Genomic DNA, 26,140 nt, shown 5'->3' with positions numbered 1-26,140 from the left:
TATGGGACTTGCAAAGTTTATATATAAAAATATTTTAGGCTGGAAGGTAAAAGGTGACTTTTCTCAAGACACAGTAAAGAAGGCTGTAGTAATCGCAGTGCCCCACACCAGCTGGCACGACTTTTATATGGGTATTTTACTTCGTACAATGCTCGATGTTAAGATAGGCTTCATCGGTAAGAAAGAGCTATTTAAATGGCCTATGGGACCTATTTTTAAAGCAATGGGAGGTGCGCCTATAGACCGCACACCAGGGCAAGATAAAGTACAATCTATCGCAAATGTTTTTAAAGATAAAGAGGAGTTTAGACTTACGATAGCCCCGGAGGGAACACGCAAAAAAGTTGATAAGCTTAAAACAGGGTTTTATTATATTGCTCTTGCAGCAGAGGTGCCTATTATAATGGTTGCTTTTGATTTTGGTAAAAAGGAACAACGTATATCTAAGCCTTTATATCCTTCAGGTAATATAGATGAAGATCTTGCACTTATACACGAGTTCTTTAAGGGGGCTGTAGGTAAGGTGCCAGAATATAGTTTTACTCCAGATGAGTAGAAGTTTTATAACAACTTAAATAAAAGCCTCAATACTATCTAAAGTATTGAGGCTTTTTTTTATTTGTAAGAGTGATTAGGATTTATGCTTCCTTGTAGGTGCCTGCTGTTTTCTTTCTCCAGGCGTCTAGCATCCAGCTAGTTTTTTCTAGTTCACGTATGTAAGCTCCTATAAGGTCTATGGTACCTTCGTCACCAGCATCGTCTGCTTTCTTCACAACAGCGCTTAGTTGTTTGAGAATTTTTCCGTGATCTCCAAGTATCGTGTCTACCATATCTCTGTCAGACAGATCAGATTTTGATTCTTTAATGCTAGATGCTTCAAGATAATCTGAGAGATTACTTACCGGTGCAAAACGCAAAGTTAGGATACGCTCTGCAATCTCATCGATTTTAATTTTGGCATCATCATAAAGTTGTTCAAACTGCTCGTGTAAGTCAAAAAAGTTTTCACCAGAAACATTCCAGTGAAAATTGCGAAGTTTTTGGTAGTATACGTGATAGTCAGATAAAAGTATGTTGAGCTCTGTAACGGTCTCTTTGGTTTTTTTTGTGTCTAAGTTTAAATAATTCATAGTTCTTTGGTTTTTATATAAAATTACAAAGGCTTAGAGGTCTGTGGGTTATTTGCGAGTTGGTTTGGGATAAGTTTAACCCGATATGCTAAGATTGTGATAAAAAACAATGTTCTGACGGCATAGAAAATACTTTATATTTGCCAAAAAAACAATCAATGTTAGACAGCATAAAATCTAAGGTAAAAGATAAGAAAGTTTTAGTTACGGGTGGCGCTGGGTTTATAGGATCAAATATTTGCGAGGTGCTTGTAAATAACGGAGCTATTGTGACTTGTCTTGACAATTTGGCAACTGGTCATAAACACAACTTAGATGCCATCATAGATCATTCAAATTTTACTTTTATTGAAGGAGATATAAGAGATATAAAAACTTGTATAAAGGCAGTATCTCAAAGTGATTATGTATTGCATCAAGCTGCATTAGGATCTGTACCAAGATCAATAAAAGATCCGGCAACGAGTAATGAAGTTAATGTAGGTGGATTTTTGAATATGCTCATTGCATCTAAAGACAATGGTGTAAAACGTTTTGTGTATGCGGCAAGTTCTTCGACTTACGGAGACTCTCAAGGATTACCAAAGCAAGAAGATGTTATAGGGAAACCATTGTCTCCTTATGCAATAACAAAATATGTAAATGAGTTGTATGCAGATGTGTTTCATAAAACATATGGAATAGATTGCATTGGACTTAGATATTTTAATGTTTTCGGCAGAAAACAAGACCCTAATGGCGCTTATGCCGCTGTGATACCTAAGTTTACAAAACTGTTAATGGATCACGATTCTCCTGTTATGAACGGAGATGGAAGCTACTCTAGAGATTTCACGTATATTGATAATGTTATTGAAATGAATATACGCGCAATGCTTACTGATAACAAAGATGCACTTAACACTGTTTACAATGTTGCCTTTGGAGAGCGTACGGATCTCAATGAACTTGTAAATATTTTAAAAGAGGAATTAAGTCAATTTGACGAGAAAATTGCACAAGTAGAGGTGAAGTATGGACCCAAACGAGCTGGGGATGTGCCTCACAGTTTAGCAAGTATCGATAGAGCTAGAGAGCGAGTAGGTTACAATCCAGAATTTAGCATTAAAGATGGTCTCAAAGAAGCAATGGCTTGGTACTGGAAGAATTTAAAATAATTTTTTTTGCTTTCGCGAAAGCGTAAATACAACAATATATGACAAAAATTAAAGTAGGAGTTATAGGGTTAGGCTATGTAGGTCTTCCATTAGCAAGGTTATTTGGAACAAAATATAATACGGTAGGTTTTGATATTAATAAAGAGCGTATAGATGAGTTAAGGTCTGGTACTGACAGTACATTAGAAGTGTCTGACGAGGTTCTTCAAAGTGTATTAAAAACTGAGGTAAATGATGCTAATGGACTTTTTTGTAGCGCAGACAGTAAGGATATAGAAGATTGTAACTATTATGTAGTTACAGTACCTACACCAGTAGATAAAAATAATAGACCAGTACTCACGCCTCTTTATAAAAGTAGCGAGACCGTAGGTAAGGTTCTAAAAAAAGGTGACATTGTTATATATGAAAGCACAGTATATCCTGGAGTAACAGAAGATGAGTGTGTTCCTGTTTTAGAGCGTGTGAGCGGTCTCAAATTTAATGACGATTTTTATGTTGGATATTCTCCAGAAAGAATTAATCCAGGAGATAAAGAGCATACTGTAGAAAAAATTCTAAAAGTGACTTCTGGAAGCACACCAGAGATAGGTAAGAAAGTAGATGATTTATATGCTTCTGTGATAACCGCTGGGACGCACTTAGCGCCTACAATTAAAGTGGCCGAGGCTGCAAAGGTTATTGAAAATTCACAACGGGATATCAATATTGCCTTTGTTAATGAACTAGCAAAGATTTTTAATCTTATGGACATCAATACACACGATGTACTTGAAGCTGCTGGAACAAAATGGAATTTCCTTCCATTTAAGCCAGGTTTAGTTGGTGGGCACTGTATAGGTGTAGATCCTTACTATCTCGCTCAGAAAGCGCAAGAGTTAGGGTATCATCCAGAAATTATTCTTGCTGGTAGAAGGCTTAATGACAGTATGGGAGCTTATGTAGCAGCAGAGGTTGTGAAGCTTATGCTTAAAAATGATATAAAAGTAAAAGGGGCTTCTTTATTATTATTAGGTATAACCTTTAAAGAAAACTGCCCAGATGTTAGAAATACGAAGGTTGTTGATGTTGTAAAACATTTAGAAGATTTTGGTGTTAACGTTACTATCTATGACCCTTGGGTAAATGCAGATGAAGTTGAGCACGAGTATGGTCTTAAAGCCCTAACAGAATTACCGAGCCAAAAGTTTGATGCAATTGTGCAGGCAGTTTCTCACAAAGAATTTGGTGCCTTAGATTTGGTAGCTCTTAAAAATAATAAATCTGTAGTATATGATGTCAAAGGAGTTTTAGGCAATAAAGCAGATGCTAAGCTGTAATGAACATTCTTATTACAGGAGGAGCAGGTTTTATAGGTTCTCACGTGGTGAGGCTATTTCTAGAAGTTTTTCCAGAGAGTCATATTTACAATCTTGATGCGCTTACATATGCAGGTAACCTAGAGAACCTAGCAGATGTAAAAGCGTCTAGCAATTATACATTTATAAAGGGGGACATCAATGATGCCCCCTTTTTGATGACCTTATTTTCCAAATATCAATTTGATAAGGTAATACACCTAGCAGCAGAGTCTCACGTAGATAGAAGCATTAAAAATCCTTTAGCTTTTGTGCAGACTAACGTTATTGGAACATTAAACTTACTCAATGCAGCTAAGGAAATATGGAAAGATAACTTTAATAACAAGCTTTTCTACCATATAAGTACAGACGAGGTGTATGGTACACTTGGTGAGACAGGTTTGTTTACAGAAACTACGTCATACGACCCAAACTCACCCTATGCTGCGTCTAAGGCAAGCTCAGATCATTTTGTAAGAGCTTATGGAGAAACCTATGGTTTGCCATATGTCATTAGTAATTGCTCTAACAATTACGGACCTAATCAATTTCCAGAAAAACTCATTCCTCTATTTATAAATAATATTATTTTAAACAAGGCGCTTCCTGTTTACGGTGATGGAAATTATACAAGAGATTGGCTATTTGTAAAAGATCACGCAAGCGCTATAGCACGTATATTTAAAGAAGGAAAACTTGGCGAGACCTACAATATAGGCGGGGTTAATGAATGGAAAAATATTGATCTCGTAAAGTTATTATGCGACAAGATGGATGAGAAGCTTTCGCGAAAGCGTAATACCTCTCAATCTCTTATTACCTTTATAAAAGACAGACCAGGTCACGACAAGCGATATGCTATAGATGCCTCAAAAATTGAAAAAGAACTGGGGTGGAAACCATCTGTTACTTTTGAGGAAGGGCTAGAACTCACAATAGATTGGTATCTTGCAAATAGCTCTTGGCTAGAGAACGTCACTTCTGGAGCATATCAAGAATATTACAATAAAATGTATACTTAATGAAAGGTATTGTACTTGCTGGAGGATCTGGAACTAGACTGTCACCACTTACCATTGCTGTAAGTAAGCAATTGCTGCCTGTGTATGATAAGCCTATGATATATTACCCTATATCAGTGCTTATGCTTGCTGGTATACGTGAGATTCTTATTATCACAACGCCAGAAGACAGTCATCTATTTAAAAGGCTATTAGGTGATGGATCAGGACTTGGGTGCTCTTTCTCTTATGAGGTGCAAGAACAGCCGAATGGGCTTGCAGAAGCCTTTATTATAGGAGAATCTTTTATTGGGAATGATAAAGTAGCTCTTGTACTAGGTGATAATATCTTTTATGGGAATGGTCTCAGTAAGTTATTACAAAGCAAAGTAACAGTAGATGGAGGTGCCATTTTTGCATATCCTGTGCGTGACCCAGAGCGTTTTGGAGTTGTCGCTTTTGATAAGGATATGAATGTCACGAGTATCGAAGAAAAACCAGAGAGTCCACAATCTAACTACGCCGTACCTGGTATTTATTTTTATGATAATGATGTAGTTGCTATTGCAAAAGAAATTAAGCCCTCTCATAGGGGAGAGCTTGAGATTACAGCAATAAATCAAGAATATTTACTTCGTAAAAAGCTTACTGTAGGAGTTATGAGTAGAGGAATGTCTTGGTTTGATACTGGCACGGTAGATGCGCTAGATGATGCGACAGAATTTATAAGAGTATTACAGCGTAATCAAAGCACAATGATAGCTTGTCTTGAGGAGATTGCTTACAAGATGAATTGGATATCATACGAAGCACTTAAGGCAAGTGCATCGAGATATGGTAAAGGTGCATATGCACAATACATAAATACACTGTAGTGGAATTTCAAAAAACAGCATTCAAAGATTTAATCATATGCACTCCTAAGGTGTTTGAAGATGATCGAGGTTATTTTTATGAATCCTTTAATGCGAAGGAATTTCAAAGCTATGCAGGATTTGAACCAAATTTTGTTCAAGATAATCAGTCGCAGTCTACATACGGTGTCTTGCGTGGGCTTCATTTTCAAATAGGAGAGTTTGCACAATCTAAGCTCGTACGTGTTGTAGCAGGTGAGGTACTTGATGTAGTTGTTGATTTAAGAAAAAACGAACCTACCTATAAGAAAGCTTACAGCATACGTCTCAATGCAGAAAATAAAAAACAACTTTTCGTTCCAAAAGGGATGGCGCACGGTTTTATAACACTTAGCGATACCGCAACGTTTATTTATAAATGCGATAACTACTATAATAAAGAGAGTGAGCGTGGTCTGGCATATAACGATCCATCACTGCAAATCGATTGGTTATTAGATAAGCAGGATGTCATCCTTTCAGAAAAAGATAAGGAAAATACGATACTTGCAGATTTACCTTCTAACCTGTTTTAAATGAGTACGCTTTCGCGAAATATACGATTACTCATTACAGGTGGTGGTGGTCAGCTGGCTCAAGCCATTAAGGAGGAAGAAGCTACTTTTGAGAATGTTACGAGTATACATCTGTCAAAATCTGAGTTAGACATCACATCAACATCTTCTATTAAAAAAGCGATTGATTTACATCAACCAGATGTTATAATAAACACAGCCGCATACACCGCTGTAGATGCCGCTGAAGAAAATAAAGAGAAAGCTTTCCTAGTAAATGAAATAGGAGTAAAGAATCTAGCTCAAGCTTGTAAGGATAATGGAATCAAACTCATTCACATCTCTACAGATTATGTCTTTGATGGAGAAAAACGAGAAGAATATACAGAGGAAGATATTCCAAATCCAACAACGGTTTATGGCAAGTCTAAACTTGCTGGTGAGCAGGCCATAATTACTTCAGGACTTCTTGACTACGCTATTATAAGAACATCCTGGGTCTATAGTGTTTACGGGAATAATTTTGTGAAGACTATGTTACGATTAGGTAATGAGAAAGACGAGATTTCGGTTGTAAACGATCAATATGGGTCTCCTACATTGGCAAATAATCTAGCTTCTGTTATTTTACAGTTGTCAAACGTGCTTACTATACAGAATGCACGCGTATATCATTATACAAATGAGGGTGTCACTACGTGGTACGCTTTCGCGAAAGCAGTATTCAGCTACAAGAAAATGAGTATAAACGTTTTACCTGTGTCCAGCGACCGCTTTGTAACAAAGGCCACCCGCCCAAAAAATAGTAAACTAGAAAGTTCTAAAATCATCACCCTTTTAGGGATTGAGAACGTGCCTTGGGAAGAAAGTCTTGAGAAAATGCTGGTTAAATTATGATAAGTGATCAATTTAAAGGTATCGCTGTCAAAGCTGCTCTTCAAGCTGGTGACGTAATTAGAGAGGTGTATGAGACCGCATTTGATAGCGTTCTTAAAAGTGATGATTCGCCCCTTACAGTTGCAGATACTCGTGCCCACGAGGTAATCTGTAAGGAGCTGAGCGCTACAAAAATTCCTATTTTAAGTGAAGAAGCCGCCGAAATTCCTTATGAAGAAAGAAGTACTTGGGACATTTTTTGGCTCGTAGATCCACTAGACGGCACCAAGGAGTTTATAAATCGCAATGGAGAATTTACTGTAAACATTGCATTGATAGTAGGAGCTAGGCCAGTTTTTGGTATAATCTATATTCCGGTGTCTGATACACTATACCTAGGTGGAAGCTCACTAGGTAAAAGCTATAAAATACCAAGCCCTACAATAGAGATGGGGTGGAATCAAGTAGTTGATGATAAGTATATAATTTTTACAAATAAGTTAAAAACACAAAAAGAGATACGAGTTGTGACAAGTCGCTCACACCTCAATGAGCAAACAGTATCGTATATAGAGGATTTAAAAAAAACAACCATTTCGGTAAGCTTACTTCCTGCTGGTAGTGCGCTTAAATTCTGTATGCTTGCAGAAGGAAATGCAGATAGATATCCTAGATTTGCTCCTAGTATGGAGTGGGATACGGCTGCTGGAGATGCTATATGTGAGACCGCTAGAGTTGCTGTTTTTATTGCGGGAACAACTCAGAAATTAACATATAATAAGAAGTCCTTATTAAGTCCTAACTTTGAAGCTTATTAATACTGTTTATGAAAATTCTTGTTACTGGTGGCGCTGGTTTTATTGGGTATCATCTTTGTGAGCAATTGCTCAAGGAGGGACATACTGTAGTGGCTCTTGATAATATTAACGATTATTACGACCCTAATCTCAAGTATGATAGATTATCACAATTAGGTATAGCAAAAGCAGAAGCATCAGTATGGAATTTGCGAGTGGCAAGCACAAAGCATAAAGCACTGCAATTTGTACGTATGAATCTTGAGGATAGGGAAGCGTTGCCTGAGCTTTTTAAAAAAGAGTCTTTCGACCTCGTATGTAATCTTGCTGCTCAAGCGGGTGTGAGATATTCTATAGAAAACCCAGAGGTGTATATAGATACTAATGTTGTAGGCTTTTTAAATGTATTAGAATGCTGTCGTAATAACGATATAAAAAAACTTGTTTATGCCAGTAGTTCTAGTGTATACGGTAATAGTATAGATGTTCCATTTACAGAAAAACAGTCTGTAGACGAGCCCATAAGTATCTATGCCGCTACAAAAAAATCTAATGAATTAATGGCGCATACCTATGCACATCTATTCGGTGTAAATGCTGTTGGTTTACGTTTTTTTACAGTATACGGTCCTTGGGGAAGACCAGATATGGCGATGTTTTTATTTACAGATGCGATAATAAATAATAAACCTATTAAGGTTTTTAATGAGGGTAATCTTTCACGTGATTTTACTTTCATTTCAGATATTATTGCTGGTGTTACGGCTGTAATACAAAATGAAGTACAACCAGGAAATGCGATTTTAAACATAGGTAATAGCAAGCCTGTAAAGCTATTAGACTTTATAGAAGCCATAGAGGTAGCACTTGCTAAAAAAGCAAAAAAAGAAATGCTTCCTATGCAAGATGGTGATGTAAACCAGACTTGGGCAAGTGTAGAGGCTATGTGTAAACATTATAATTATAAACCATCTGTAAGTGTAGAAGATGGGATAGCGGCCTTTGTAAAGTGGTATAAAAGTTATTATAAGGATTAGTACGCTTTTGCGAAAGCGTAAGATTTCCCTGTCATTAGTATGCAAATTGCTATATTTGCGATTTGCCAATAATTTGGAAAATATGAGCATAAAAAACATTTGTTGCATTGGAGCAGGCTATGTAGGAGGACCTACAATGTCTGTAATTGCCTTAAAATGTCCAGATATAAAAGTTACCGTAGTTGATCTTAATGAGAAGCGCATCGCCGCTTGGAATGATGAAGATGTAAGTAACCTACCCATTTATGAACCAGGCCTAGCTGAAGTTGTTCAAGAAGCTAGAGGAAGAAATCTATTTTTTTCTACAGAAGTAGATAAGGCGATAGATGAAGCAGAGCTTATTTTTATATCTGTAAACACACCTACAAAAACGTATGGAGTAGGTAAAGGGATGGCAGCAGATCTAAAGTATATAGAATTATGTGCTCGCCAGATTGCCAGAGTAGCGACTACAGATAAAATTGTAGTAGAAAAATCTACGCTACCTGTGCGTACTGCCGAAGCATTACAGAATATACTTCACAATACGGGTAAAGGTGTACGCTTTGATATTTTATCAAACCCAGAGTTTCTAGCCGAGGGTACTGCTGTCCAAGATTTACTTAATGCAGATCGTGTACTTATAGGGGGAGAAAATACTCTTGGTGGTCAAAAGGCCACCGAAGCTCTTGCAAACATTTATTCAAATTGGATTCCAGAAGAGCGCATCTTAAGAACGAGTGTTTGGTCTTCAGAGCTGTCTAAACTCACAGCAAACGCCTTTCTTGCGCAACGTGTTTCTTCTATTAACGCGATGTCTGAGCTTTGTGAAGTTACTGGAGCAGATGTTCAAGAAGTTGCCAGAGCAATTGGTACAGACTCAAGGATAGGCCCAAAGTTTTTAAAGGCTTCCGTTGGTTTTGGCGGATCTTGTTTTCAAAAAGATATCTTAAACCTCGTTTATATCGCAAAATCATATGGACTTAATGAGGTGGCAGATTATTGGGAGCAGGTTATTATTATGAATGATCACCAAAAAAGACGATTTGCAGAAAAGATTGTAAAGACGCTGTTTAACACGGTTTCTGGTAAGAAGATTACATTATTAGGTTGGGCATTTAAAAAGGATACTAATGATACGCGAGAATCAGCAGCCATTTATGTGGCAGATTATTTGCTAAGTGAACAAGCAGAGATAGTTATATATGACCCAAAGGTTTCTCAAGAACAAATTCTAGCAGATCTCGATTATTTAAACACGCGTTCTGAAGCTGAAAATAGAGCTTTGGTTACAGTGGTTAATAACCCTATGGAAGCCTGTGATAATGCGCACGCCATTGCAATTATGACCGAGTGGGATGAGTTTGTTAATTATGACTGGAAACAAATTTATAATCAGATGCAAAAGCCTGCGTTTATTTTTGATGGAAGGGCTATATTTGTGCCATCTGAAATGGAAAATATTGGTTTTGAAATGTATACAATAGGATTAGCTTATAGTAAAAACATTTAATCAAACAACATTAATTCTGTGAGTATTATATAAGTTATTGAGAATTATCAATTTTAAAATAGATAAGTTAGTCCTAATTTTATTCTTTTATAAATATTGACTCATCAACTACTTAATTTTTGGATTGGAAAATTATAATATGTTGTCAATATCATTAACTCATCATTTAAAATAGCTTTGTGGATATATATTATGCTATATTTTGGTCACTTTTCTTATTAATGTGCTTTGATAAGTATTTGTCAAAAATAGAATGGTTTAAAAATTTAACAATATCAGTTTTAATCATTTTTTTAAGTATAAGATATGAGGTAGGAAATGATTATGCTGAGTATTACAATCAATTTGAGGATTTTAAAGTATATGGATTAGAATCCTATTTTGAGCCTTTCTTTATTTTAATTTACTCGATATCGCCAAGCTTTCAATACGTTATTATTTTGACTTCTATTTTAAGTTTGGTGTTCATTCATAAAGGTATTAATTATTTCAGCTCGAGTAGATATTTCACGGCTCTTTTTATTTTTTTTTCAGTTCATTTTGTAATTCTTAATATACATTTAATTCGGCAAGGGATATCGGTAGCTATAATCTTTTTTGCTTTTAAATTTTTATTTGAAGGAAATAAAAAAAAATTTATTATTTGGTGTTTAATTGCATCTGGATTTCATAGCTCATCCTTAGTAGTACTACTTCTTTATCCTCTTTACGTTTATGGGTTATCTACTCAAAGACGTAGAATGATTATATTTATTATATCTATTTTATTATTTATTACTATACCATTAGTGAAACCGGTTGTTTTTAATATCCTAGGTAGTATTTCTATTACTGCTAGATACGCTAGTGTGTATCAAGGCGGAGTTTTCTCATCGAGTTATGGTTTATCGCTTGGTATACTTGCGGACATTGTGGTGTTTTTAGTTTTTAATTTTTGGTATAAGAATAACAAGATGTCTGAATTTATTTTGATTTTATGTTCAGTTTCGATTTTCATATCATTGTCGTTCAATGATTTGGCAATATTTCTGCGCTTAGGTTACTATTTTAAAGTTATGTACGTAACACTAATGGCCTTATTGTTGACTAGTCAGTATAGAAAATTGAGGATTCCTTTATTAATTCTTATTACACTTTATGGTTATAACTATATTCATACAAACTTATCTCAGGGTAATGCTATTTTAGATTACCAAACCATCTTTGAGGATAGTATAAAATTTATTACTTATTAATATGGATCAAACTACAAAAAGTCCCTCCCTTGCCTCAAATTTTTTGTTTAGTCTTCTTTTGAATATTTCAAAAATAGCAGCCCCCATTTTAATTATACCCTATGTTTATAGGCAAGTAATTCCGGAGGATATGGGGCGTTTACAATTGGCTCTTACAGTAATGACTTATTTCTATGTTGTGGGGGATTTAGGCACATATATCTACGGATTTAGAGAGGTCTGTCACTTAAGACAAAATAGGGCTAAATTAAATAACTTTTTCACACACCTTTTCTTTGTTAGAACAATTATTAATCTTTTGGCGTTAATTTCCTTTATTGTCTATGCTAATTATATTGGATTTCAAGAGATTAATCCAGTTTATTACACTATCGCTGGGATTCAGATTTTTGGTACATTTTTCAACGTTGAATGGGTCTTTGAAGGGTTAGAAAAGTTTAAGTTTATTAGTATTAAAACCTTAGTACTTAGATTTTTAATTATCATTTTTACTTTCATATTTATAAATGGTGAATCTGCAGACGAATTATACTTGTTAAGTATTTGTGGATTCATTTTACTTAACAATTTGATATCTTTTGTGAATGTTTTTAAATACGTTAGTTTTACTAGGATAAAGCGCCTAAATTTTGGTCATTTAAAGAGAATGATTATAATTTTTTTTATGATTAATTGGACTTTGCTTTACTTTCAACTAGACAAATTAATTTTAGGTGAGAAAAAAAATTATTTTGATATTATAATATATGTGTTAGGTGAGCGAGTTGTACTTTTGTGTGCTTCGGTAATATTTTCTTTTATTATGGTAGTAACACCTAAATTAACAATGTACCTGAAAGATAGTCCCGAAGCCTATCATGTTGGACTTAAAAAAACTTTTGAATTCATTTGCTTATTACTGTTCCCATTTTGTTGCTTTATAGTTATCTCTTCAGCAGAAATACTTTTAATATTAGGAGGAGAATCTTATCAAGACGGTATAGTATTATTCACTATTTTTTGTTCTTATATAATTCTATATATATTTATGGAATCATTGAAAACCAATGTATTTCTAGTTCTTAGAAAGGAAAGTCTATATTTTGTTATAATTTTAATTGCGGGAATACTGAATCTTTTATTTAAATATTTTTTTTTCGAAGCATTATCTTCAATTCAAATATTATTTTCAACACTAATAGTAATCGCGTTGTGTCTATTAGTTCTTTTTATGATAGTCTACAAAAAATTTAATATTACTGTTTTCAGTAAAGTAGCAGTATCGTACTTTTTATACTCTATCCCACTTTACATGTTGTACTTTGTGCAATGGGAGAATAGTTATATATCGCTAGTATTTAATGGATTGTCGATTGTATTATTTTTTGGAGTTGTACTTTATTTTAATAAGGATGTAATGCTAATTAAAATTTTTGAGATAATAAAGCATTTAGCTGTTTTTCAAAAATGGAATAAATTATCTTAATTTAAATATTCAAACTCGACTTTCTTAAATTAGTATTAATAACAATATGAAAACTATAATAATTACCGGAGCTTTTAGATTTCCTGAAGGTGATGCTGCGGCAAAAAGGGTACTCGGTTTAGGACAGATGTTGAGGGACTTAGGTTACAAAGTTATTTTTGCAGGAGGAGAGCAGGTGTGTAATTTATCTACTAATTATTTTGATGGATTTGAATACCATTCACTAGCTGAGCTTGATAATGATTATAAAGGTTTTAAAAAAGTAACGGGTTTTTTTAAGAGAGGAAATAAAAGATCTTTATTTGTAAAAAATATTTTGTTCAAGAATACAAATATTAAAGCTATTATTTTATACAATTCTACATTTATAGAGCAAGTAAAACTCAGTAGAGAAGTTCGTAAATATTCTATACCCATTATTGGGGATTGTACAGAGTGGTACGAAAGTAGTCATCTGCCAGGCGGACGTTTTGGTCCAGTTGCAATTGATAATTTTCTTAAAATGAAATTCGGTTATCCTTACCTCAAAAATGTTATCGTAATAAGTACTTTTCTTCAGGATTGGTACAGAAAATATAATATGAATGTATTAAGAATCCCACCATTATTATTGAAAGGGAATAGTATTGCATTAACAGAAGTTAAAAATCAATTATTGAGCACGCCTAATCATTCTTTAAAAAAATTGTTATATGCAGGGAATCCAGGCAAGAAGGATGAGTTAGAAATTTTAATTAATATTTTATCTGAAACTCGGTTCAAAAAATCTTTTTGTATTAATATTATAGGAGTTAGTAAAGAAGATTTCTTAAAATATAGTCCCAATATTTCAATTTCTGAAAATGTATTGTTTCATGGTAAGATGCCCCATAGTGAGGTGCTTAACTTTTATGCTAAATCTGACTTTAGCGTCATTTTAAGAGAGAATAAGCGTTTTGCAAAAGCTGGTTTTTCAACTAAATTAATAGAAAGTCTGTCAATGGGTATTCCTGTTTTAATTAGTGATAATGGGGAGACTAGAGAAATTATTTTAAATGATTACAATGGGGTAATTATCGATTCACTAGATAAATTGAAAATCGTAGAATCGTTAGAGTTTATCAGGAATATCTCAGATGAACAACTTTTCCAAATGAAACAACAAGCTTTAAAATCTAGTTTGGATTTTTCTCAAAAGAAATACCTTAATGCAGTAAAAGTTTTTTTAGATAAAATTTTGATTCAATGAAATTATTAATAGATGCCTCAAATATTATCCGTGGTGGAGGCGTAACCCATCTAGTTAGCATATTAAACATAATTAGCGATGAAGAGTTAATAGTTTTAGGATATAAAAGAATAACAATATTAGGTGTTCAAGATGTTCTGCATAAGATCAGAGATAGTGCAGTCTATGATAAAGTAGTAATGGTGTCTTGCTCCAATAGTTTGTTAAAAAGAAGATGGTGGCTTTTTAAATTTTTTAAGAAATTGTTGAATGATGGAGATTTTGATTTAGTATTTAATCCAGGTGGGGCTTTCTTTAGTAAAAGTATTCCTTACGTTACTATGTGTCGAAATATGCTTGTTTTTGAGAAAGAGGAGTCGAATCGATTTGGTTTTGGTTTAAACTTTTTTCGCTTTAAAATTTTGAGAATCTTACAGACCCGTTCTATTAAAAATGCAAAATCGGTGATTTTCATTTCAAATTATGCAAAAACGTATCTTGCCAAAAAATATAAATTATTTGGGGAAAATTCGGTGATTATTAATCATGGTGTTAGCGAGGTTTTTTCCAGACCAGTTAAAAAGGTGAGAAGCATTGAGGATTGCAATTCTAAAAATCCATTTAAATTTTTATATGTATCTATAATTGATGTATATAAACATCAAGCAAATATAGCTAAAGCCGTGATAGAATTGTCTAAAGAATTTAATTTACCAATAAGTCTTACTTTGATAGGTCCCAAAGCAGGAGGTTTTAAAGAATTAGAACCCTTACTAAAAAATGAATTGATTCAATTTAAAGAATCACTGCCGCATGATAAGTTAAGTGTGGAGTATGAGCGGTCAGATGCGTTTATATATGGTTCTACTTGTGAGAATATGCCTAATATACTAATTGAGGCTATGTCATCTGGTTTACCTATACTATCAAGTGATAAAATGCCTATGCCAGAATTTCTGGAGAATTCTGCTTTGTATTTTAATCCATTAGATATTAGTTCAATTAAGGAAGTTATTAGAACGTCTTTAAACGATTCCTCCGCTTTATTAGAAAAGGCTAATATGTCTAAGTCGCTATCGCAAAAATATGACTGGGAAAGTTGTTCTCTAAAAACGTTCAATCACCTTATCGATTTGTGTTAATATAGTTTTGCTTAAATATTAGGCAATTCAAGAAAAGATGCGTTTTTTTGTTTAATAAAATTTAAAATATTATTCTGTGAATTTCTCAAATAAAATATTGTTGATTACTGGAGGTACAGGTTCTTTTGGTACCGCTGTCTTGAAAAAGTTCTTACACACTGATCATTTCAAAGAAATTAGAATTTTTTCGAGAGATGAAAAGAAGCAACATGATATGCGTAAAGCTTTTAATAATCCTAAGTTAAAGTTCTATATAGGTGATGTTAGGAACGCTGATAGTATATTAAAAGCGATGAGAGACGTTGATTATGTTTTTCACGCTGCAGCTTTAAAACAAGTTCCTTCTTGCGAGTTTTTTCCTATGGAGGCAACAAAAACTAATGTAATTGGCACCCAAAATGTAATTGATGCAGCAGAAACATGTGGCGTTAATAAAGTTATTTGTTTAAGTACAGATAAAGCGGCTTATCCTATTAATGCAATGGGTATTTCTAAAGCATTAATGGAAAAAGTTGCGATAGCTGCTTCTCGTAACTTAACAAATACTACTGTGTGTTTGACAAGATATGGAAACGTTATGGCAAGTCGTGGCTCTGTAATACCTCTATTTATAGATCAAATTGAAGCTGGAGAGAATATTACTGTTACAGATCCAAATATGACACGATTTTTGATGTCTCTTGATGATGCTGTGGAGTTAGTTCTCTTTGCGTTTGAACAAGGAGAATCAGGTGATTTGTTCGTAAATAAAGCCCCTGCAGGAACTATAGGAGACCTAGTAACGGCTATGAAGGATATTTTTAAGGCAGATAATCCAGTTAAAGTTATAGGCACAAGACATGGAGAAAAATTATATGAAACTCTATGTACTAGGGAAGAGATGTTAAAAGCAGAGGATATGGGTGACTTCTTTAGAATCCCAGCAGACAATAGGGATCTTAACTATGCACAATTTTTCTCTGAAGGAGAAGAAGATATTTCTACAGTAGATGATTATCACTCTCATAACACTGAGCAGTTAGATGCTGCAGGAATGAAATTACTTATTGAAAAACTCTCTATTATAGAGGAGGCGGTTTCACGAAAGCAATAATAATGAAACAACCTGCTCTTATAAATGGAGGGAAAGCGGAAGATGTCCGTGGAAAAATCATCTTTGTTAATGATTTTGATTTGAAAGATATAAGACGTTTTTATCAAATTTCAAATTGTAATACTTCTTTTCAAAGAGGGTGGCAGGGACACAAAATTGAAAGTAGATGGTTTCAAGCACTTAAAGGGAGATTGAAGATTAGTTTGATTGCTTTTGAAAATTATGAGAAAGGAAAACCTGTAGATTGTCAGGTTTTTGAAATATCGGAACTTGAGCCTCAAGTGCTTTATGTTCCTCCTGGTTATGTTTCATGTATACAAGCACAAACAGATGAGCATTCCCTAGGGGTTTTTTCAAACTATATGCTTGGAGCTTTAAATGATGAGCATAGGTTTGAAATAGATTATTTTGACATTCAAAAAGAAATATGTAAATGATAAAAATAGGAGTAACCGGTAATAAGGGCTTTTTAGGAAGGCACCTTGTAAACACTATAAACCTAGAACCAGAAAAATATTCTATAGTTCAATTTGAAAGAGACTATTTTGAAGATACTTCAAAACTAGATGCTTTTGTGTCATCTTGTGATGTTATTTATCATCTGGCTGCAATGAATAGACATGAGGATCAGCAAATAATATATAATTCAAATATTACTTTAGTAAAGACTTTAATAAGTGCTCTAGAGCGTACAGGAAGTATTCCAAGTATTTATTTTTCATCTTCAACTCAAAAAGATCAAGATAATCTTTATGGGAAATCTAAAAAAGTAGGACAACAGTTATTGCAAAAATGGGGTATTGAACACGATGCTCGTGTTGTTAGTTTTGTTATTCCTAACGTTTTTGGAGCATTTGGCAAACCATTTTACAACTCATTTATAGCAACTTTTTGCCATTTACTTACGACTGGAGGTTCTCCTACTGTTGAAAATGATTCTGAAGTTAGTCTTATATATGTGCACAATCTTGTTAAAGAAATGCTTAGACCTATAGGAGATGGCACTGATCATTTAGAGATAGAGGTGGATAGTGATATTAAAATAACTGTTAAAGAGACGCTTAGGTTGCTTGAAAATTATAAAGATTTATATTTTGATAATGGCGTAATTCCAAATTTACCCACACCTTTTGAACTTAATTTATTTAATACATACAGATCTTTTATTAATCACGAAAGCTATTTCCCAAGGTTATATACTGAGCATTCAGATGAGCGAGGTTCGTTTGTCGAACTTATAAGGTTACAGCAAGGTGGGCAAGTTTCATTCTCTACAACGGTACCAAATATTACCAGAGGTAATCATTACCATACACGGAAAATTGAGCGTTTTTCTGTTATAAAAGGTGAAGCGCGCATAGAAATGCGGAAAATAGATAATACTGAGGTTTTAACTTTCGATATTTCAGGTGATCAACCATCATATGTGGATATACCAATATGGTACACTCATAACATAAAAAATACGGGAAATGAGGAACTTTATACTATTTTCTGGATTAATGAATTTTACAACCCAACAGATGCAGATACTTTCTTTGTAGAGGTATAAAAACATATTATAATGAAAAAATTAAAAGTAACCACCGTTGTAGGCACTAGACCAGAAATAATAAGATTATCACGGGTACTACAAGCGTTAGACCATTCTGAGGCTATTGAACATACTCTAGTTCATACGGGTCAAAATTATGATTATGAGCTAAATCAAATTTTCTTTGATGATTTAGGTTTAAGAAAGCCCGACTACTTCCTAGAAGCAGCTGGAAAGAATGCCGCTGAGACAGTAGGAAATATAATGATCAAAATTGATCAAGTTTTAGAGGATTTACAGCCAGATGCTTTTCTTGTCTTAGGAGATACTAATAGTTGTCTTTGTGCTATACCTGCAAAAAAACGCCACATACCTATTTTCCATATGGAAGCAGGTAATAGATGTTTTGATCAACGAGTTCCAGAAGAGACTAATAGGAAGATTGTTGATCACACTGCCGATGTGAATCTAACTTATAGTGATATTGCTAGAGAATACCTTTTGAAGGAAGGTTTGCCAGCAGATCGAATTATTAAAACAGGGTCACCTATGTACGAGGTTCTAAATTACTATTTAGAGGATATAAATAAATCTGATGTAGTTGAGCGTCTCGGTTTGGAAAATCAGAAGTTCTTTGTTGTTTCCGCTCATAGAGAAGAAAACATAAGTAGCGAACAAAACTTCAAAAATCTTATGGAAAGTCTCAATCAAGTAGCCGAAAGGTATGATTTTCCAGTGATTATGAGTACCCATCCTCGTACTCGTAATATGATAGAGAAAAAGCGAATTAAAATGCATGAAAATGTTCAATTTTTAAAGCCTCTTGGTTTTAACGATTATAACGCTCTCCAAAAGAATAGTTATGCGGTACTCTCAGATAGTGGTACTATTTCAGAAGAATCGTCAATTTTAAACTTCAGAGCTTTAAATATACGTCAAGCTCATGAGCGACCAGAGGCAATGGAAGAAGCTTCTGTGATGATGGTAGGACTATCTCCGGTGCGTATAATGCAAGGTCTTAGTCAAGTTATGAGACAAAATCTCAACAAACGAAATTTTAGAGAAGTCTCAGATTATAGTATGCCTAATGTAAGTGAGAAAGTGGTCCGTATAATTTTGAGTTATACCGATTATATTAAAAGAGTTGTTTGGAGTGAATAAGCTCGGTAGGAAAAAACTCAAGATCATATTAGTAACTCAATATTTCTACCCTGAAAATTTTAAGAGTAATGATATTGCTTTTGAGTTGTCTAAAAGAGGTCACGACGTTACTGTATTAACTGGGATACCGAATTATCCTGAGGGTAAGTATTATAGCGGTTATTCTTTATTTAAAAAGAGGAAAGAGGTTATTAATGGAGTCAAGGTTATAAGAAGTGTTTTAAGTCCCAGAGGAAATTCATCTGGACCTAGGCTTGCTTTGAATTATTTTAGTTGGACCTTTTTCGCGACAATACGTGGTATGTTTCTGGCAATTTTCAATAATTATGATAAAATTATAGTTCATGAACCATCACCTATAACTCAAGGATTACCTGCAATAGTTATTAAAAAACTGACAAGAGCACCTATAATATTTTGGGTGTTAGATTTGTGGCCCGATAGTTTAATTTCTGCAGGGAATATTAAGAATAAAAAAATCATTGGTTTTTTCAATGATCTGACGAAATTTATTTACAACCATAGTGATCGAATTTTAATAAGTTCAAAGAGTTTTAGCAAAACCATAATATCTCAAGGTCAAGATATATCAAAGATGTTGTACTTTCCAAATTGGTCAAAGGATTTGTCACTTGATAAAAATAATTTGGAAATCCCAAAAATGCCATCAGGCTTTATCTTACTTTTTGCTGGCAACATTGGAGAAGCTCAGGATATGGATACTATTATCGAAGGGTGTAAATTGCTTACGGAAGAAGATAATATAAAAATAGTATTAATAGGAGATGGACGAAAGCTTAATTTTGTTAAAGAGAGTATAGTAAAAGATGATTTAGAAGATGTGCTTTTTGTTTTTGGGAGGTTTGATTCTAAGTATATGGCAAGTTTTTACGAACAAGCAGATGCATTACTTGTTTCTCTAAAAAATGAAGAGGTATTTAATAAAACTGTCCCAGCAAAGGTACAGTCATATTTAAGTATGAGTAAACCTATAATAGGTGTTTTAAATGGTGAAGGAAGTGATCTTATAAATGATATCAAATGCGGCTATACTGCCGAAGCTGGTAATGCCAAAGATTTTATAAAACAATTAAAGATTTTATCTAAATCTAATGTAGCTGTCAGGGCAGAAATGGGTAAAAATGGCTACAGTTATTTTAAATCTAATTTTGAATTAGATTGCGCAATGAGTAATTTAGAGAATATTCTATATGAAACAGAATAATGTTATTATTTCCGGAGCAAGTGGTTTTGTAGGTCAGAATCTATTACCTTTTCTAAAGACTGAAAACTGGAATGTTACACCGCTTTCGCGGAAGCGGGAAAATAGTATTTCTTTAGATTACAATAATCTTACTGTTAATGATTTTAATAGTGCATATGCATTCATTCACCTTGCAGGAAAAGCACACGATTTAAAAAAAACCTCTAATGATGAAGAATATTATGAGGTAAATACAGAGCTTACAAAACAACTTTTTGATTTATTTTTAGAGTCTGATGCTAAGGTGTTTATATATTTTAGTTCTGTAAAAGCGGTTGCAGATGAAGTAAATGGCGTTCTAACTGAAAATCATCCATATGAACCAGGAACTGTTTACGGAAAATCAAAAGCATTAGCCGAACAATATTTATTAAACAAGAGTTTACCTTCAAATAAAAAATTGTATATTCTCAGGCCTTGTATGATCCACGGTCCTGGTAACAAAGGAAATTTAAATTTATTATATAGAGTTGTATCCAAAGGTATACCGTACCCATTAGGAGCCTTTGATAATAAGCGTTCTTTTGTGTCGATTAATACTATCACGCACGTTATAGATGAACTATTAAAAAGGTTACCAGATTCAGGCGTTTTTAATTTGGCAGATGACTATGCAATCTCGACTAATGATTTAATAAGAGTAATGGCTCTTGCCATTAGTAAAAAACCCAAAGTACTTGCAATAAATAAATCTTTTCTAAGATTTATTGCAGGTATGGGTACATTATTACAACTTCCCTTTAACAAAGAGCGATTACAAAAACTTACAGAGTCCTACGAAGTGAGTAATAGTAAAATAAAAACTGTTTTGAAAATTAACAAACCTTTTGATACTAAAGCTGGGTTAACAGCTACTATAAAATCTTTTAAAGTGACCCAATGACATATATTATAGTATTTATTTTATTGGTAGTACTATCTTTTAGTTATTATAAGCTAGCAGATAGATTTAACATTATTGATAAACCCAACCACAGAAGTTCACATACTCAAATAACAATTAGAGGAGGGGGTATTATATTTTACATCGCTTTACTTATATTTTTTATTACAAGTGGATTTTTATATCCTTATTTATTTATAGGAACAACGATTATAGCTTTAGTTAGTTTTGTCGATGATTTGAAACCACTTCCACCATCTATGAGATTGCCCGTTCAATTTATTGCGGCAGCTATGACTATCTATCAAGTAAGTTTTAATTTACCTGTTTTATCTCTAATTTTGTTGCTCATAATAGGTGTAGGTTTTATAAATGCATATAATTTTATGGATGGCATCAATGCTTTAACTGGTATTTATTCTATTGTTATTGTAGGCTTTTTATTATTCTTTAATACGACTCAAATAATTTTTGTGAACGAAGAGTTATTAGCATATTTACTATTTTCATTAGTGATTTTTGGATTTTATAATTTTAGAAAGAAGGCACTTTTTTTCTCTGGAGATGTAGGCAGCATTTCGTTGTCTTTAGTTATATTTTTTCTTGTTTACAAATTTTATGTCGTTACAAAAGCCCCAGTGAGCCTATTGTTAGTTGCAGTATATGGAGTAGATAGCGTACTTACTATTGTAAGAAGAATTAAGATGAAAGAAAAATTATCTGAGGCCCACAGACACCACTTGTATCAGATAATTGTAGATTCTAATAAATTATCTCATATAGAAACTTCTTTGATATATGGTTTTATACAGTTATTATGTTGTTTAGTAGTTTATTCTACTTATACTCTAGCAATGTCAATTCAAATTTTAATTGTATTAATTGTATTAATAAGTCTTACTGCTAGCTACTTCTTATTAGTACGACGTTTTTTGAATTTACATTCAAGAGCGGTTTAAGTTTTATGGAGAAGCCTATATATCTATCACCTCCAGTTTATGAGGATCGTATTATTATTCCAAATATGCAATCAGGTGATGTGTATGAAAATATAAACAAAGTTGTACTAGACTTTGAGACTTGTGTACAAACATTTCTAGAGACTAAAAAGCAGGTTGTCGCTCTTAATTCTGGCACATCTGCTATTCATTTGGCGTTGATACTTGCGGGTGTTCAAAAAGGAGATCTTGTATTATGCCAGTCAATGACATTTGTAGCTTGCGCAAATCCTATTTTATATCAAGGTGCGACACCCGTATTTGTTGATAGCGAAAAAAATACGTGGAATATGTCTCCGAAATTTTTAAAAGAAGCATATTTCGAATGTTGCAAAAAAGGAAAGATACCTAAAGCCATTATTGTTACTAGTTTATATGGTTTGTCTAGTAATATGGAGGCAATTTTAGCTTTCGCGAAAGCTAAAAATATAAAAGTAATTGAAGACAGTGCAGAGGCATTGGGTAGCACTTATTGTAATAGAAAACTATCAACTATAGGTGATTATGGTATACTTTCGTTCAACTTAAATAAAATTGTAACTACTGGAGGAGGTGGGGCACTTGTGGTAAATACCTTAAAAGAAAAAGAAAAGGCAATCTTTTTAGCTACCCAAGCTAAGGAGAAATTAAATTATTACCAGCATACAACACTTGGGTATAATTATAGAATGAGTCATTTAAATGCTGCATTAGGAATAATTCAGTTTAATAGACTGAAAGATAATTTAGATAAAAAAGCACTTAATTTTAATTTTTACAATTCTTTATTTACGAATATTAAAGGTGTGTCATTACATAAGGAACCTAATAATGATTATAGCTCTAACTACTGGTTGAATACGGTACTTATAAATTCTTCAAAAGCAGGAGGTATTAATAAAGAGGATTTATATAACGCTTTCGCGAAAGCTAATATTGAGTCTAGGCCGGTGTGGAAACCGATGCATCTGCAACCCATTTTTGAGAAAGCTGATTTCTATGGGAACGGAGTGTCGAGTAAGCTTTTTCAAAATGGATTATGTCTACCGTCAGGATCAAATTTAACAAATGACGATAGAGAACGAATTCAAAAAGTTATCTTTGAATTATTTAAAAGCTCGTAATAAATGTTTACTAGATTAAAAGCGGCAATAGGTAGACTATTTTCAGAAGAAAATAAAATTGATATTCGTAATGTACGCTACTTACCGAGATGGGCTGTTTTATTTATAGATACGTTGTTAATCTTAATTTCGGCACTTCTTACTTATTTTTTATTGTTAGATCTTCATATTGAACCTCTTGGGTTAATTTCTAAAGGTCAACAGTTGAGCCTAGCCATAGGAGTTAGTTTTATTTTTTTATTAGTTTTTAAAACCTACGCAGGTCTTATAAGACACTCATCTTTTATGGATGCAATGAAGCTTATGTTTGCGACTATAGCTACATTTTGTTTATTAATGGTGCTTAATCTAGTATTACAAGAGCTCTATGGTTTAAAGATTTTTATAAACACTGGGCTTATACTTTTTTCATTTATTTCATTTACAGCATTATTTAGTTTTAGGCTTGCAGTAAAACAATTGTATGAACGTTTTAAAATCGCTCAAAACAATGCAGAGATAATTAACGCAGTTATTGTTGGTGTAGATGATGGAGCAATATCTGTTGCAGCTGCCCTAGATATTGAGCATCCACAGCGTTTTATAATCAAAGGGTTTATTTCAAAAAGGCAGAATAAGAGTTTAAGAATTCTTGATAAACCAGTATTGGAACTTGATAAAAGCGTCCAGAATTTAGTGCAAAAACTAAAAGCAGAGGCAATTGTCTTTGCTGGAAACTCAATGAGTGCAGAAGAACGGTTTTCAATCGTAAAAGAATGTCTCGAGTACGACATTAAAGTGTATAACTCTCCGCTTGTGATAAATTGGAGTGAAAAAACAACGGTAACAGATCAGCTAAAAAGTCTCCAGATTGAAGATTTATTAAACAGAGACCCTATACAGCTTAATGATAGTGTAAAGTCTAGTAAACTTCAAGGAAAGACAATTTTAGTAACGGGAGGAGCTGGCTCTATAGGTAGTGAAATAGCAAGGCAAGTTGCTTCTTATAATCCAAATAAACTAATTGTATTAGACCAAGCAGAAACACCTTTACATTCTCTTAGTTTAGAATTACAAGGAGCTTTTCCAGATATAGATTTTGAGTTTGTAATATGTGATGTTGCCAATAGGAATAGGTTGAGAATTCTTTTTGATGCATTTAAGATAGATATTATTTATCACGCTGCAGCATATAAGCACGTGCCTTTAATGGAGAACAACCCTTCTGAAGCTATACTTACAAATATTTACGGCACAAAAAACCTTGCAGACATTGCAGCTAAGCATAAAGTAAGCCATTTTGTGATGGTGAGTACAGATAAGGCTGTAAACCCAACTAACGTGATGGGAGCAACAAAAAGAGCTGCCGAAATGTATGTACAGTCCAAATTTTTTGATTTACAAGATAGAGGGAAAAAGAAGTACACTAAATTTATCACAACTAGGTTTGGTAATGTATTAGGCTCTAATGGTTCTGTTGTTCCATTATTTAAAAAACAAATAGAAAGTGGTGGACCTGTTACAATTACACACCCCGATATTATTCGTTACTTTATGACTATTCCAGAAGCCTGTCAACTAGTCTTGGAAGCTGGAACAATGGGTGAAGGAGGAGAAATCTTTATTTTCGATATGGGAGAGCCAGTTAGAATAATGGATCTCGCCGAAAAAATGATAAAACTCTCTGGCCATACGGTTAATGAAGATATTGAGATTAAAATAACAGGGCTTAGGCCAGGTGAAAAATTATATGAAGAATTGTTAAGTGATGAAAGTAAGACATTGCCAACTCATCACGAGAAAATTATGATTAGCCAAGATTCCACTAGTAATTTTGATGACATAAGTACAACGATAAATAAAATTGTTAAGGCCGCGATAAAAAATAATAATGCTATAAGTGTATCAAAATTGAAATCTTTAGTTCCTGAATTTAAAAGTAAAAATTCTGAGTACGAAATTTTAGATATTGAAGTTCACAATGATACTTCTTTGACAAAGACAGAAAAACAATTGTCTAAAGAAGTATAGTATAGTATTTTTGCAGTCAAATTATTTAATATGTCAATCAATTTTTTGAGTAGAATTACTGCTCTTTTTCTTTTTCTCAGTTTACTTTGTACTTCGTGTATTTCAAAAAAGGAAGTTTTATATTTTCAGGATATAGAAGCTTTAAATAATCAATCGGATAACACCAATTACAATACGATTATAAGACCTGATGATTTGTTATCTATTACAGTTTCATCTCAAGATCCAGAATCTGTTGCTATCTTTAATCCAATGGCAGGTGCATCAAATGCATTGAGAACAACAAACGAACGCCTTGGCACGTACCTAGTTGATTCTAATGGAAATATAGAATTTCCTTTTATTGGGACGCTACAAATAGCGAATAAAACTAGGGTAGAAGCTATAGCTTTGCTTAAAGGTGAGGTTAATAAATATGCAAAAGAGGCTGTTGTAGATATTCGTATTCTAAATTTTTCTATTTCAGTTTTAGGAGAAGTACAACGTGCAGGAACTTTTACAATTCCTAACGAAAGGATAACAGTTCTCGAAGCATTAGGTCTTGCAGGGGATATGACCATATTTGGTGAACGTAAAACTGTAAAAATCATAAGAGAAGAAAATGGAGTAAAAAGTTATGGAGAGCTTGACTTCACAAGCATTGATGTGGTTAATTCTCCATTTTATTACTTGCAACAGAATGATGTGGTAATTGTATCACCAAATAAAGCTCAAGTTCAGAGTGGTGCTTTTAACCGTAATTCAACTATTTTTATTTCAATTGCAGGTATTATTATATCTGTACTTACTATTCTTACTCGATAATAC

The 26,140-nt window shown here is 33.5% G+C and carries 25 protein-coding genes; 24 read left to right on the top strand and 1 reads right to left on the bottom strand.

Annotated elements, in window-relative coordinates; genetic code table 11:
• The first annotated feature begins 1 nt into the window (after nucleotide 1).
• Nucleotides 2–556, top strand: coding sequence for a 1-acyl-sn-glycerol-3-phosphate acyltransferase (locus I597_RS10905; protein ID WP_021779186.1), 555 nt, complete (start codon nucleotides 2–4; stop codon nucleotides 554–556).
• 82 nt (nucleotides 557–638) lie between these two features.
• On the opposite strand, the gene I597_RS10900 is transcribed toward I597_RS10905, so the two are convergent.
• Nucleotides 639–1,130, bottom strand: coding sequence for a Dps family protein (locus I597_RS10900; RefSeq protein ID WP_021779185.1), 492 nt, complete (start codon nucleotides 1,128–1,130; stop codon nucleotides 639–641).
• 158 nt (nucleotides 1,131–1,288) lie between these two features.
• Between I597_RS10900 and I597_RS10895 the strand changes: the two genes are divergently transcribed.
• The 23 genes from I597_RS10895 to I597_RS10785 all read left to right on the top strand — a co-directional run bounded on the left by I597_RS10895 (nucleotide 1,289) and on the right by I597_RS10785 (nucleotide 26,137).
• Nucleotides 1,289–2,287: an SDR family oxidoreductase gene (locus I597_RS10895; protein ID WP_035324724.1), complete on the top strand. Its 999-nt coding sequence runs from the start codon at nucleotides 1,289–1,291 to the stop codon at nucleotides 2,285–2,287.
• Between the two features lie 38 nt (nucleotides 2,288–2,325).
• On the top strand, nucleotides 2,326–3,606 hold the full coding sequence (locus I597_RS10890; RefSeq protein ID WP_035324725.1) for a nucleotide sugar dehydrogenase: 1,281 nt from the start codon (nucleotides 2,326–2,328) through the stop codon (nucleotides 3,604–3,606).
• The gene (gene rfbB / locus I597_RS10885; protein ID WP_035324726.1) at nucleotides 3,606–4,649 is read left to right on the top strand and encodes a dTDP-glucose 4,6-dehydratase; all 1,044 of its coding nucleotides are present in this window, start codon (nucleotides 3,606–3,608) and stop codon (nucleotides 4,647–4,649) included. The genes I597_RS10890 and rfbB overlap by 1 nt, the downstream gene beginning before the upstream one ends.
• Nucleotides 4,649–5,503, top strand: coding sequence for a glucose-1-phosphate thymidylyltransferase RfbA (gene rfbA / locus I597_RS10880; protein WP_035324727.1), 855 nt, complete (start codon nucleotides 4,649–4,651; stop codon nucleotides 5,501–5,503). The genes rfbB and rfbA overlap by 1 nt, the downstream gene beginning before the upstream one ends.
• A complete protein-coding gene (gene rfbC / locus I597_RS10875) occupies nucleotides 5,503–6,057 on the top strand; it encodes a dTDP-4-dehydrorhamnose 3,5-epimerase (protein WP_035324728.1) in 555 nt (184 codons plus the stop codon). The genes rfbA and rfbC overlap by 1 nt, the downstream gene beginning before the upstream one ends.
• Nucleotides 6,058–6,933 carry a dTDP-4-dehydrorhamnose reductase gene (gene rfbD / locus I597_RS10870; RefSeq protein WP_035324729.1) on the top strand — a complete coding sequence of 292 codons (876 nt, stop codon included), beginning with the start codon at nucleotides 6,058–6,060 and terminating at the stop codon, nucleotides 6,931–6,933.
• Nucleotides 6,930–7,730: a 3'(2'),5'-bisphosphate nucleotidase CysQ gene (cysQ, locus tag I597_RS10865; RefSeq protein ID WP_035324730.1), complete on the top strand. Its 801-nt coding sequence runs from the start codon at nucleotides 6,930–6,932 to the stop codon at nucleotides 7,728–7,730. The genes rfbD and cysQ overlap by 4 nt, the downstream gene beginning before the upstream one ends.
• A gap of 8 nt (nucleotides 7,731–7,738) precedes the next feature.
• Nucleotides 7,739–8,746, top strand: coding sequence for an NAD-dependent epimerase/dehydratase family protein (locus I597_RS10860; RefSeq protein WP_035324731.1), 1,008 nt, complete (start codon nucleotides 7,739–7,741; stop codon nucleotides 8,744–8,746).
• A gap of 82 nt (nucleotides 8,747–8,828) precedes the next feature.
• A complete protein-coding gene (locus I597_RS10855; protein WP_035324732.1) occupies nucleotides 8,829–10,238 on the top strand; it encodes a UDP-glucose 6-dehydrogenase in 1,410 nt (469 codons plus the stop codon).
• A gap of 239 nt (nucleotides 10,239–10,477) precedes the next feature.
• A complete protein-coding gene (locus I597_RS10850; protein WP_169816458.1) occupies nucleotides 10,478–11,473 on the top strand; it encodes an EpsG family protein in 996 nt (331 codons plus the stop codon).
• A gap of 1 nt (nucleotide 11,474) precedes the next feature.
• On the top strand, nucleotides 11,475–12,938 hold the full coding sequence (locus I597_RS10845) for an oligosaccharide flippase family protein (protein WP_035324734.1): 1,464 nt from the start codon (nucleotides 11,475–11,477) through the stop codon (nucleotides 12,936–12,938).
• A gap of 46 nt (nucleotides 12,939–12,984) precedes the next feature.
• Nucleotides 12,985–14,166, top strand: coding sequence for a glycosyltransferase (locus tag I597_RS10840; RefSeq protein WP_035324735.1), 1,182 nt, complete (start codon nucleotides 12,985–12,987; stop codon nucleotides 14,164–14,166).
• A complete protein-coding gene (locus I597_RS10835; RefSeq protein ID WP_035324736.1) occupies nucleotides 14,163–15,287 on the top strand; it encodes a glycosyltransferase family 4 protein in 1,125 nt (374 codons plus the stop codon). Before I597_RS10840 ends, I597_RS10835 begins: the two co-directional genes overlap by 4 nt.
• A gap of 76 nt (nucleotides 15,288–15,363) precedes the next feature.
• Nucleotides 15,364–16,380, top strand: a complete 1,017-nt coding sequence (locus I597_RS10830; RefSeq protein WP_035324737.1) for a polysaccharide biosynthesis protein — start codon at nucleotides 15,364–15,366, stop codon at nucleotides 16,378–16,380.
• Nucleotides 16,381–16,382: 2 nt separating this feature from the next.
• Nucleotides 16,383–16,817: a hypothetical protein gene (locus I597_RS10825; RefSeq protein ID WP_035324738.1), complete on the top strand. Its 435-nt coding sequence runs from the start codon at nucleotides 16,383–16,385 to the stop codon at nucleotides 16,815–16,817.
• The gene (locus tag I597_RS10820; protein ID WP_035324739.1) at nucleotides 16,814–17,932 is read left to right on the top strand and encodes a polysaccharide biosynthesis C-terminal domain-containing protein; all 1,119 of its coding nucleotides are present in this window, start codon (nucleotides 16,814–16,816) and stop codon (nucleotides 17,930–17,932) included. The genes I597_RS10825 and I597_RS10820 overlap by 4 nt, the downstream gene beginning before the upstream one ends.
• Before the next feature lie 12 nt (nucleotides 17,933–17,944).
• Nucleotides 17,945–19,075 carry a non-hydrolyzing UDP-N-acetylglucosamine 2-epimerase gene (gene wecB / locus I597_RS10815; RefSeq protein ID WP_035324740.1) on the top strand — a complete coding sequence of 377 codons (1,131 nt, stop codon included), beginning with the start codon at nucleotides 17,945–17,947 and terminating at the stop codon, nucleotides 19,073–19,075.
• On the top strand, nucleotides 19,068–20,300 hold the full coding sequence (locus I597_RS10810; RefSeq protein WP_035324741.1) for a glycosyltransferase family 4 protein: 1,233 nt from the start codon (nucleotides 19,068–19,070) through the stop codon (nucleotides 20,298–20,300). Before wecB ends, I597_RS10810 begins: the two co-directional genes overlap by 8 nt.
• Nucleotides 20,287–21,222, top strand: a complete 936-nt coding sequence (locus I597_RS10805) for an NAD-dependent epimerase/dehydratase family protein (RefSeq protein WP_035324742.1) — start codon at nucleotides 20,287–20,289, stop codon at nucleotides 21,220–21,222. Before I597_RS10810 ends, I597_RS10805 begins: the two co-directional genes overlap by 14 nt.
• Entirely contained in the window at nucleotides 21,219–22,181 is a 963-nt protein-coding gene (locus tag I597_RS10800; RefSeq protein WP_035324743.1) for an MraY family glycosyltransferase, read from the top strand. The genes I597_RS10805 and I597_RS10800 overlap by 4 nt, the downstream gene beginning before the upstream one ends.
• Nucleotides 22,182–22,186: 5 nt before the next feature.
• A complete protein-coding gene (locus I597_RS10795; protein ID WP_052111668.1) occupies nucleotides 22,187–23,323 on the top strand; it encodes a DegT/DnrJ/EryC1/StrS family aminotransferase in 1,137 nt (378 codons plus the stop codon).
• A gap of 3 nt (nucleotides 23,324–23,326) precedes the next feature.
• Complete coding sequence (locus I597_RS10790; RefSeq protein ID WP_052111670.1) at nucleotides 23,327–25,333, top strand: polysaccharide biosynthesis protein; 2,007 nt, start codon at nucleotides 23,327–23,329, stop codon at nucleotides 25,331–25,333.
• A gap of 45 nt (nucleotides 25,334–25,378) precedes the next feature.
• On the top strand, nucleotides 25,379–26,137 hold the full coding sequence (locus I597_RS10785) for a polysaccharide biosynthesis/export family protein (protein ID WP_236626623.1): 759 nt from the start codon (nucleotides 25,379–25,381) through the stop codon (nucleotides 26,135–26,137).
• Nucleotides 26,138–26,140 lie beyond the last annotated feature (3 nt).

Source organism: Dokdonia donghaensis DSW-1 (genome assembly GCF_001653755.1).
Classification (GTDB): Bacteria; Bacteroidota; Bacteroidia; order Flavobacteriales; family Flavobacteriaceae; genus Dokdonia; species Dokdonia donghaensis.
This window is presented reverse-complemented; position numbering and strand designations above follow the sequence as displayed.

Excerpts from the sequence above, each read along its gene's own strand:
- I597_RS10905 (WP_021779186.1), top strand. The coding sequence starts at position 2 with ATGGGACTTGCAAAGTTTATATATAAAAATATTTTAGGCTGGAAGGTA.
- I597_RS10900 (WP_021779185.1), bottom strand. The coding sequence starts at position 1,130 with ATGAATTATTTAAACTTAGACACAAAAAAAACCAAAGAGACCGTTACA.
- I597_RS10895 (WP_035324724.1), top strand. The coding sequence starts at position 1,289 with ATGTTAGACAGCATAAAATCTAAGGTAAAAGATAAGAAAGTTTTAGTT.
- I597_RS10890 (WP_035324725.1), top strand. The coding sequence starts at position 2,326 with ATGACAAAAATTAAAGTAGGAGTTATAGGGTTAGGCTATGTAGGTCTT.
- rfbB (WP_035324726.1), top strand. The coding sequence starts at position 3,606 with ATGAACATTCTTATTACAGGAGGAGCAGGTTTTATAGGTTCTCACGTG.
- rfbA (WP_035324727.1), top strand. The coding sequence starts at position 4,649 with ATGAAAGGTATTGTACTTGCTGGAGGATCTGGAACTAGACTGTCACCA.
- rfbD (WP_035324729.1), top strand. The coding sequence starts at position 6,058 with ATGAGTACGCTTTCGCGAAATATACGATTACTCATTACAGGTGGTGGT.
- cysQ (WP_035324730.1), top strand. The coding sequence starts at position 6,930 with ATGATAAGTGATCAATTTAAAGGTATCGCTGTCAAAGCTGCTCTTCAA.
- I597_RS10860 (WP_035324731.1), top strand. The coding sequence starts at position 7,739 with ATGAAAATTCTTGTTACTGGTGGCGCTGGTTTTATTGGGTATCATCTT.
- I597_RS10855 (WP_035324732.1), top strand. The coding sequence starts at position 8,829 with ATGAGCATAAAAAACATTTGTTGCATTGGAGCAGGCTATGTAGGAGGA.
- I597_RS10845 (WP_035324734.1), top strand. The coding sequence starts at position 11,475 with ATGGATCAAACTACAAAAAGTCCCTCCCTTGCCTCAAATTTTTTGTTT.
- I597_RS10840 (WP_035324735.1), top strand. The coding sequence starts at position 12,985 with ATGAAAACTATAATAATTACCGGAGCTTTTAGATTTCCTGAAGGTGAT.
- I597_RS10835 (WP_035324736.1), top strand. The coding sequence starts at position 14,163 with ATGAAATTATTAATAGATGCCTCAAATATTATCCGTGGTGGAGGCGTA.
- I597_RS10825 (WP_035324738.1), top strand. The coding sequence starts at position 16,383 with ATGAAACAACCTGCTCTTATAAATGGAGGGAAAGCGGAAGATGTCCGT.
- I597_RS10820 (WP_035324739.1), top strand. The coding sequence starts at position 16,814 with ATGATAAAAATAGGAGTAACCGGTAATAAGGGCTTTTTAGGAAGGCAC.
- wecB (WP_035324740.1), top strand. The coding sequence starts at position 17,945 with ATGAAAAAATTAAAAGTAACCACCGTTGTAGGCACTAGACCAGAAATA.
- I597_RS10805 (WP_035324742.1), top strand. The coding sequence starts at position 20,287 with ATGAAACAGAATAATGTTATTATTTCCGGAGCAAGTGGTTTTGTAGGT.
- I597_RS10800 (WP_035324743.1), top strand. The coding sequence starts at position 21,219 with ATGACATATATTATAGTATTTATTTTATTGGTAGTACTATCTTTTAGT.
- I597_RS10795 (WP_052111668.1), top strand. The coding sequence starts at position 22,187 with ATGGAGAAGCCTATATATCTATCACCTCCAGTTTATGAGGATCGTATT.
- I597_RS10790 (WP_052111670.1), top strand. The coding sequence starts at position 23,327 with ATGTTTACTAGATTAAAAGCGGCAATAGGTAGACTATTTTCAGAAGAA.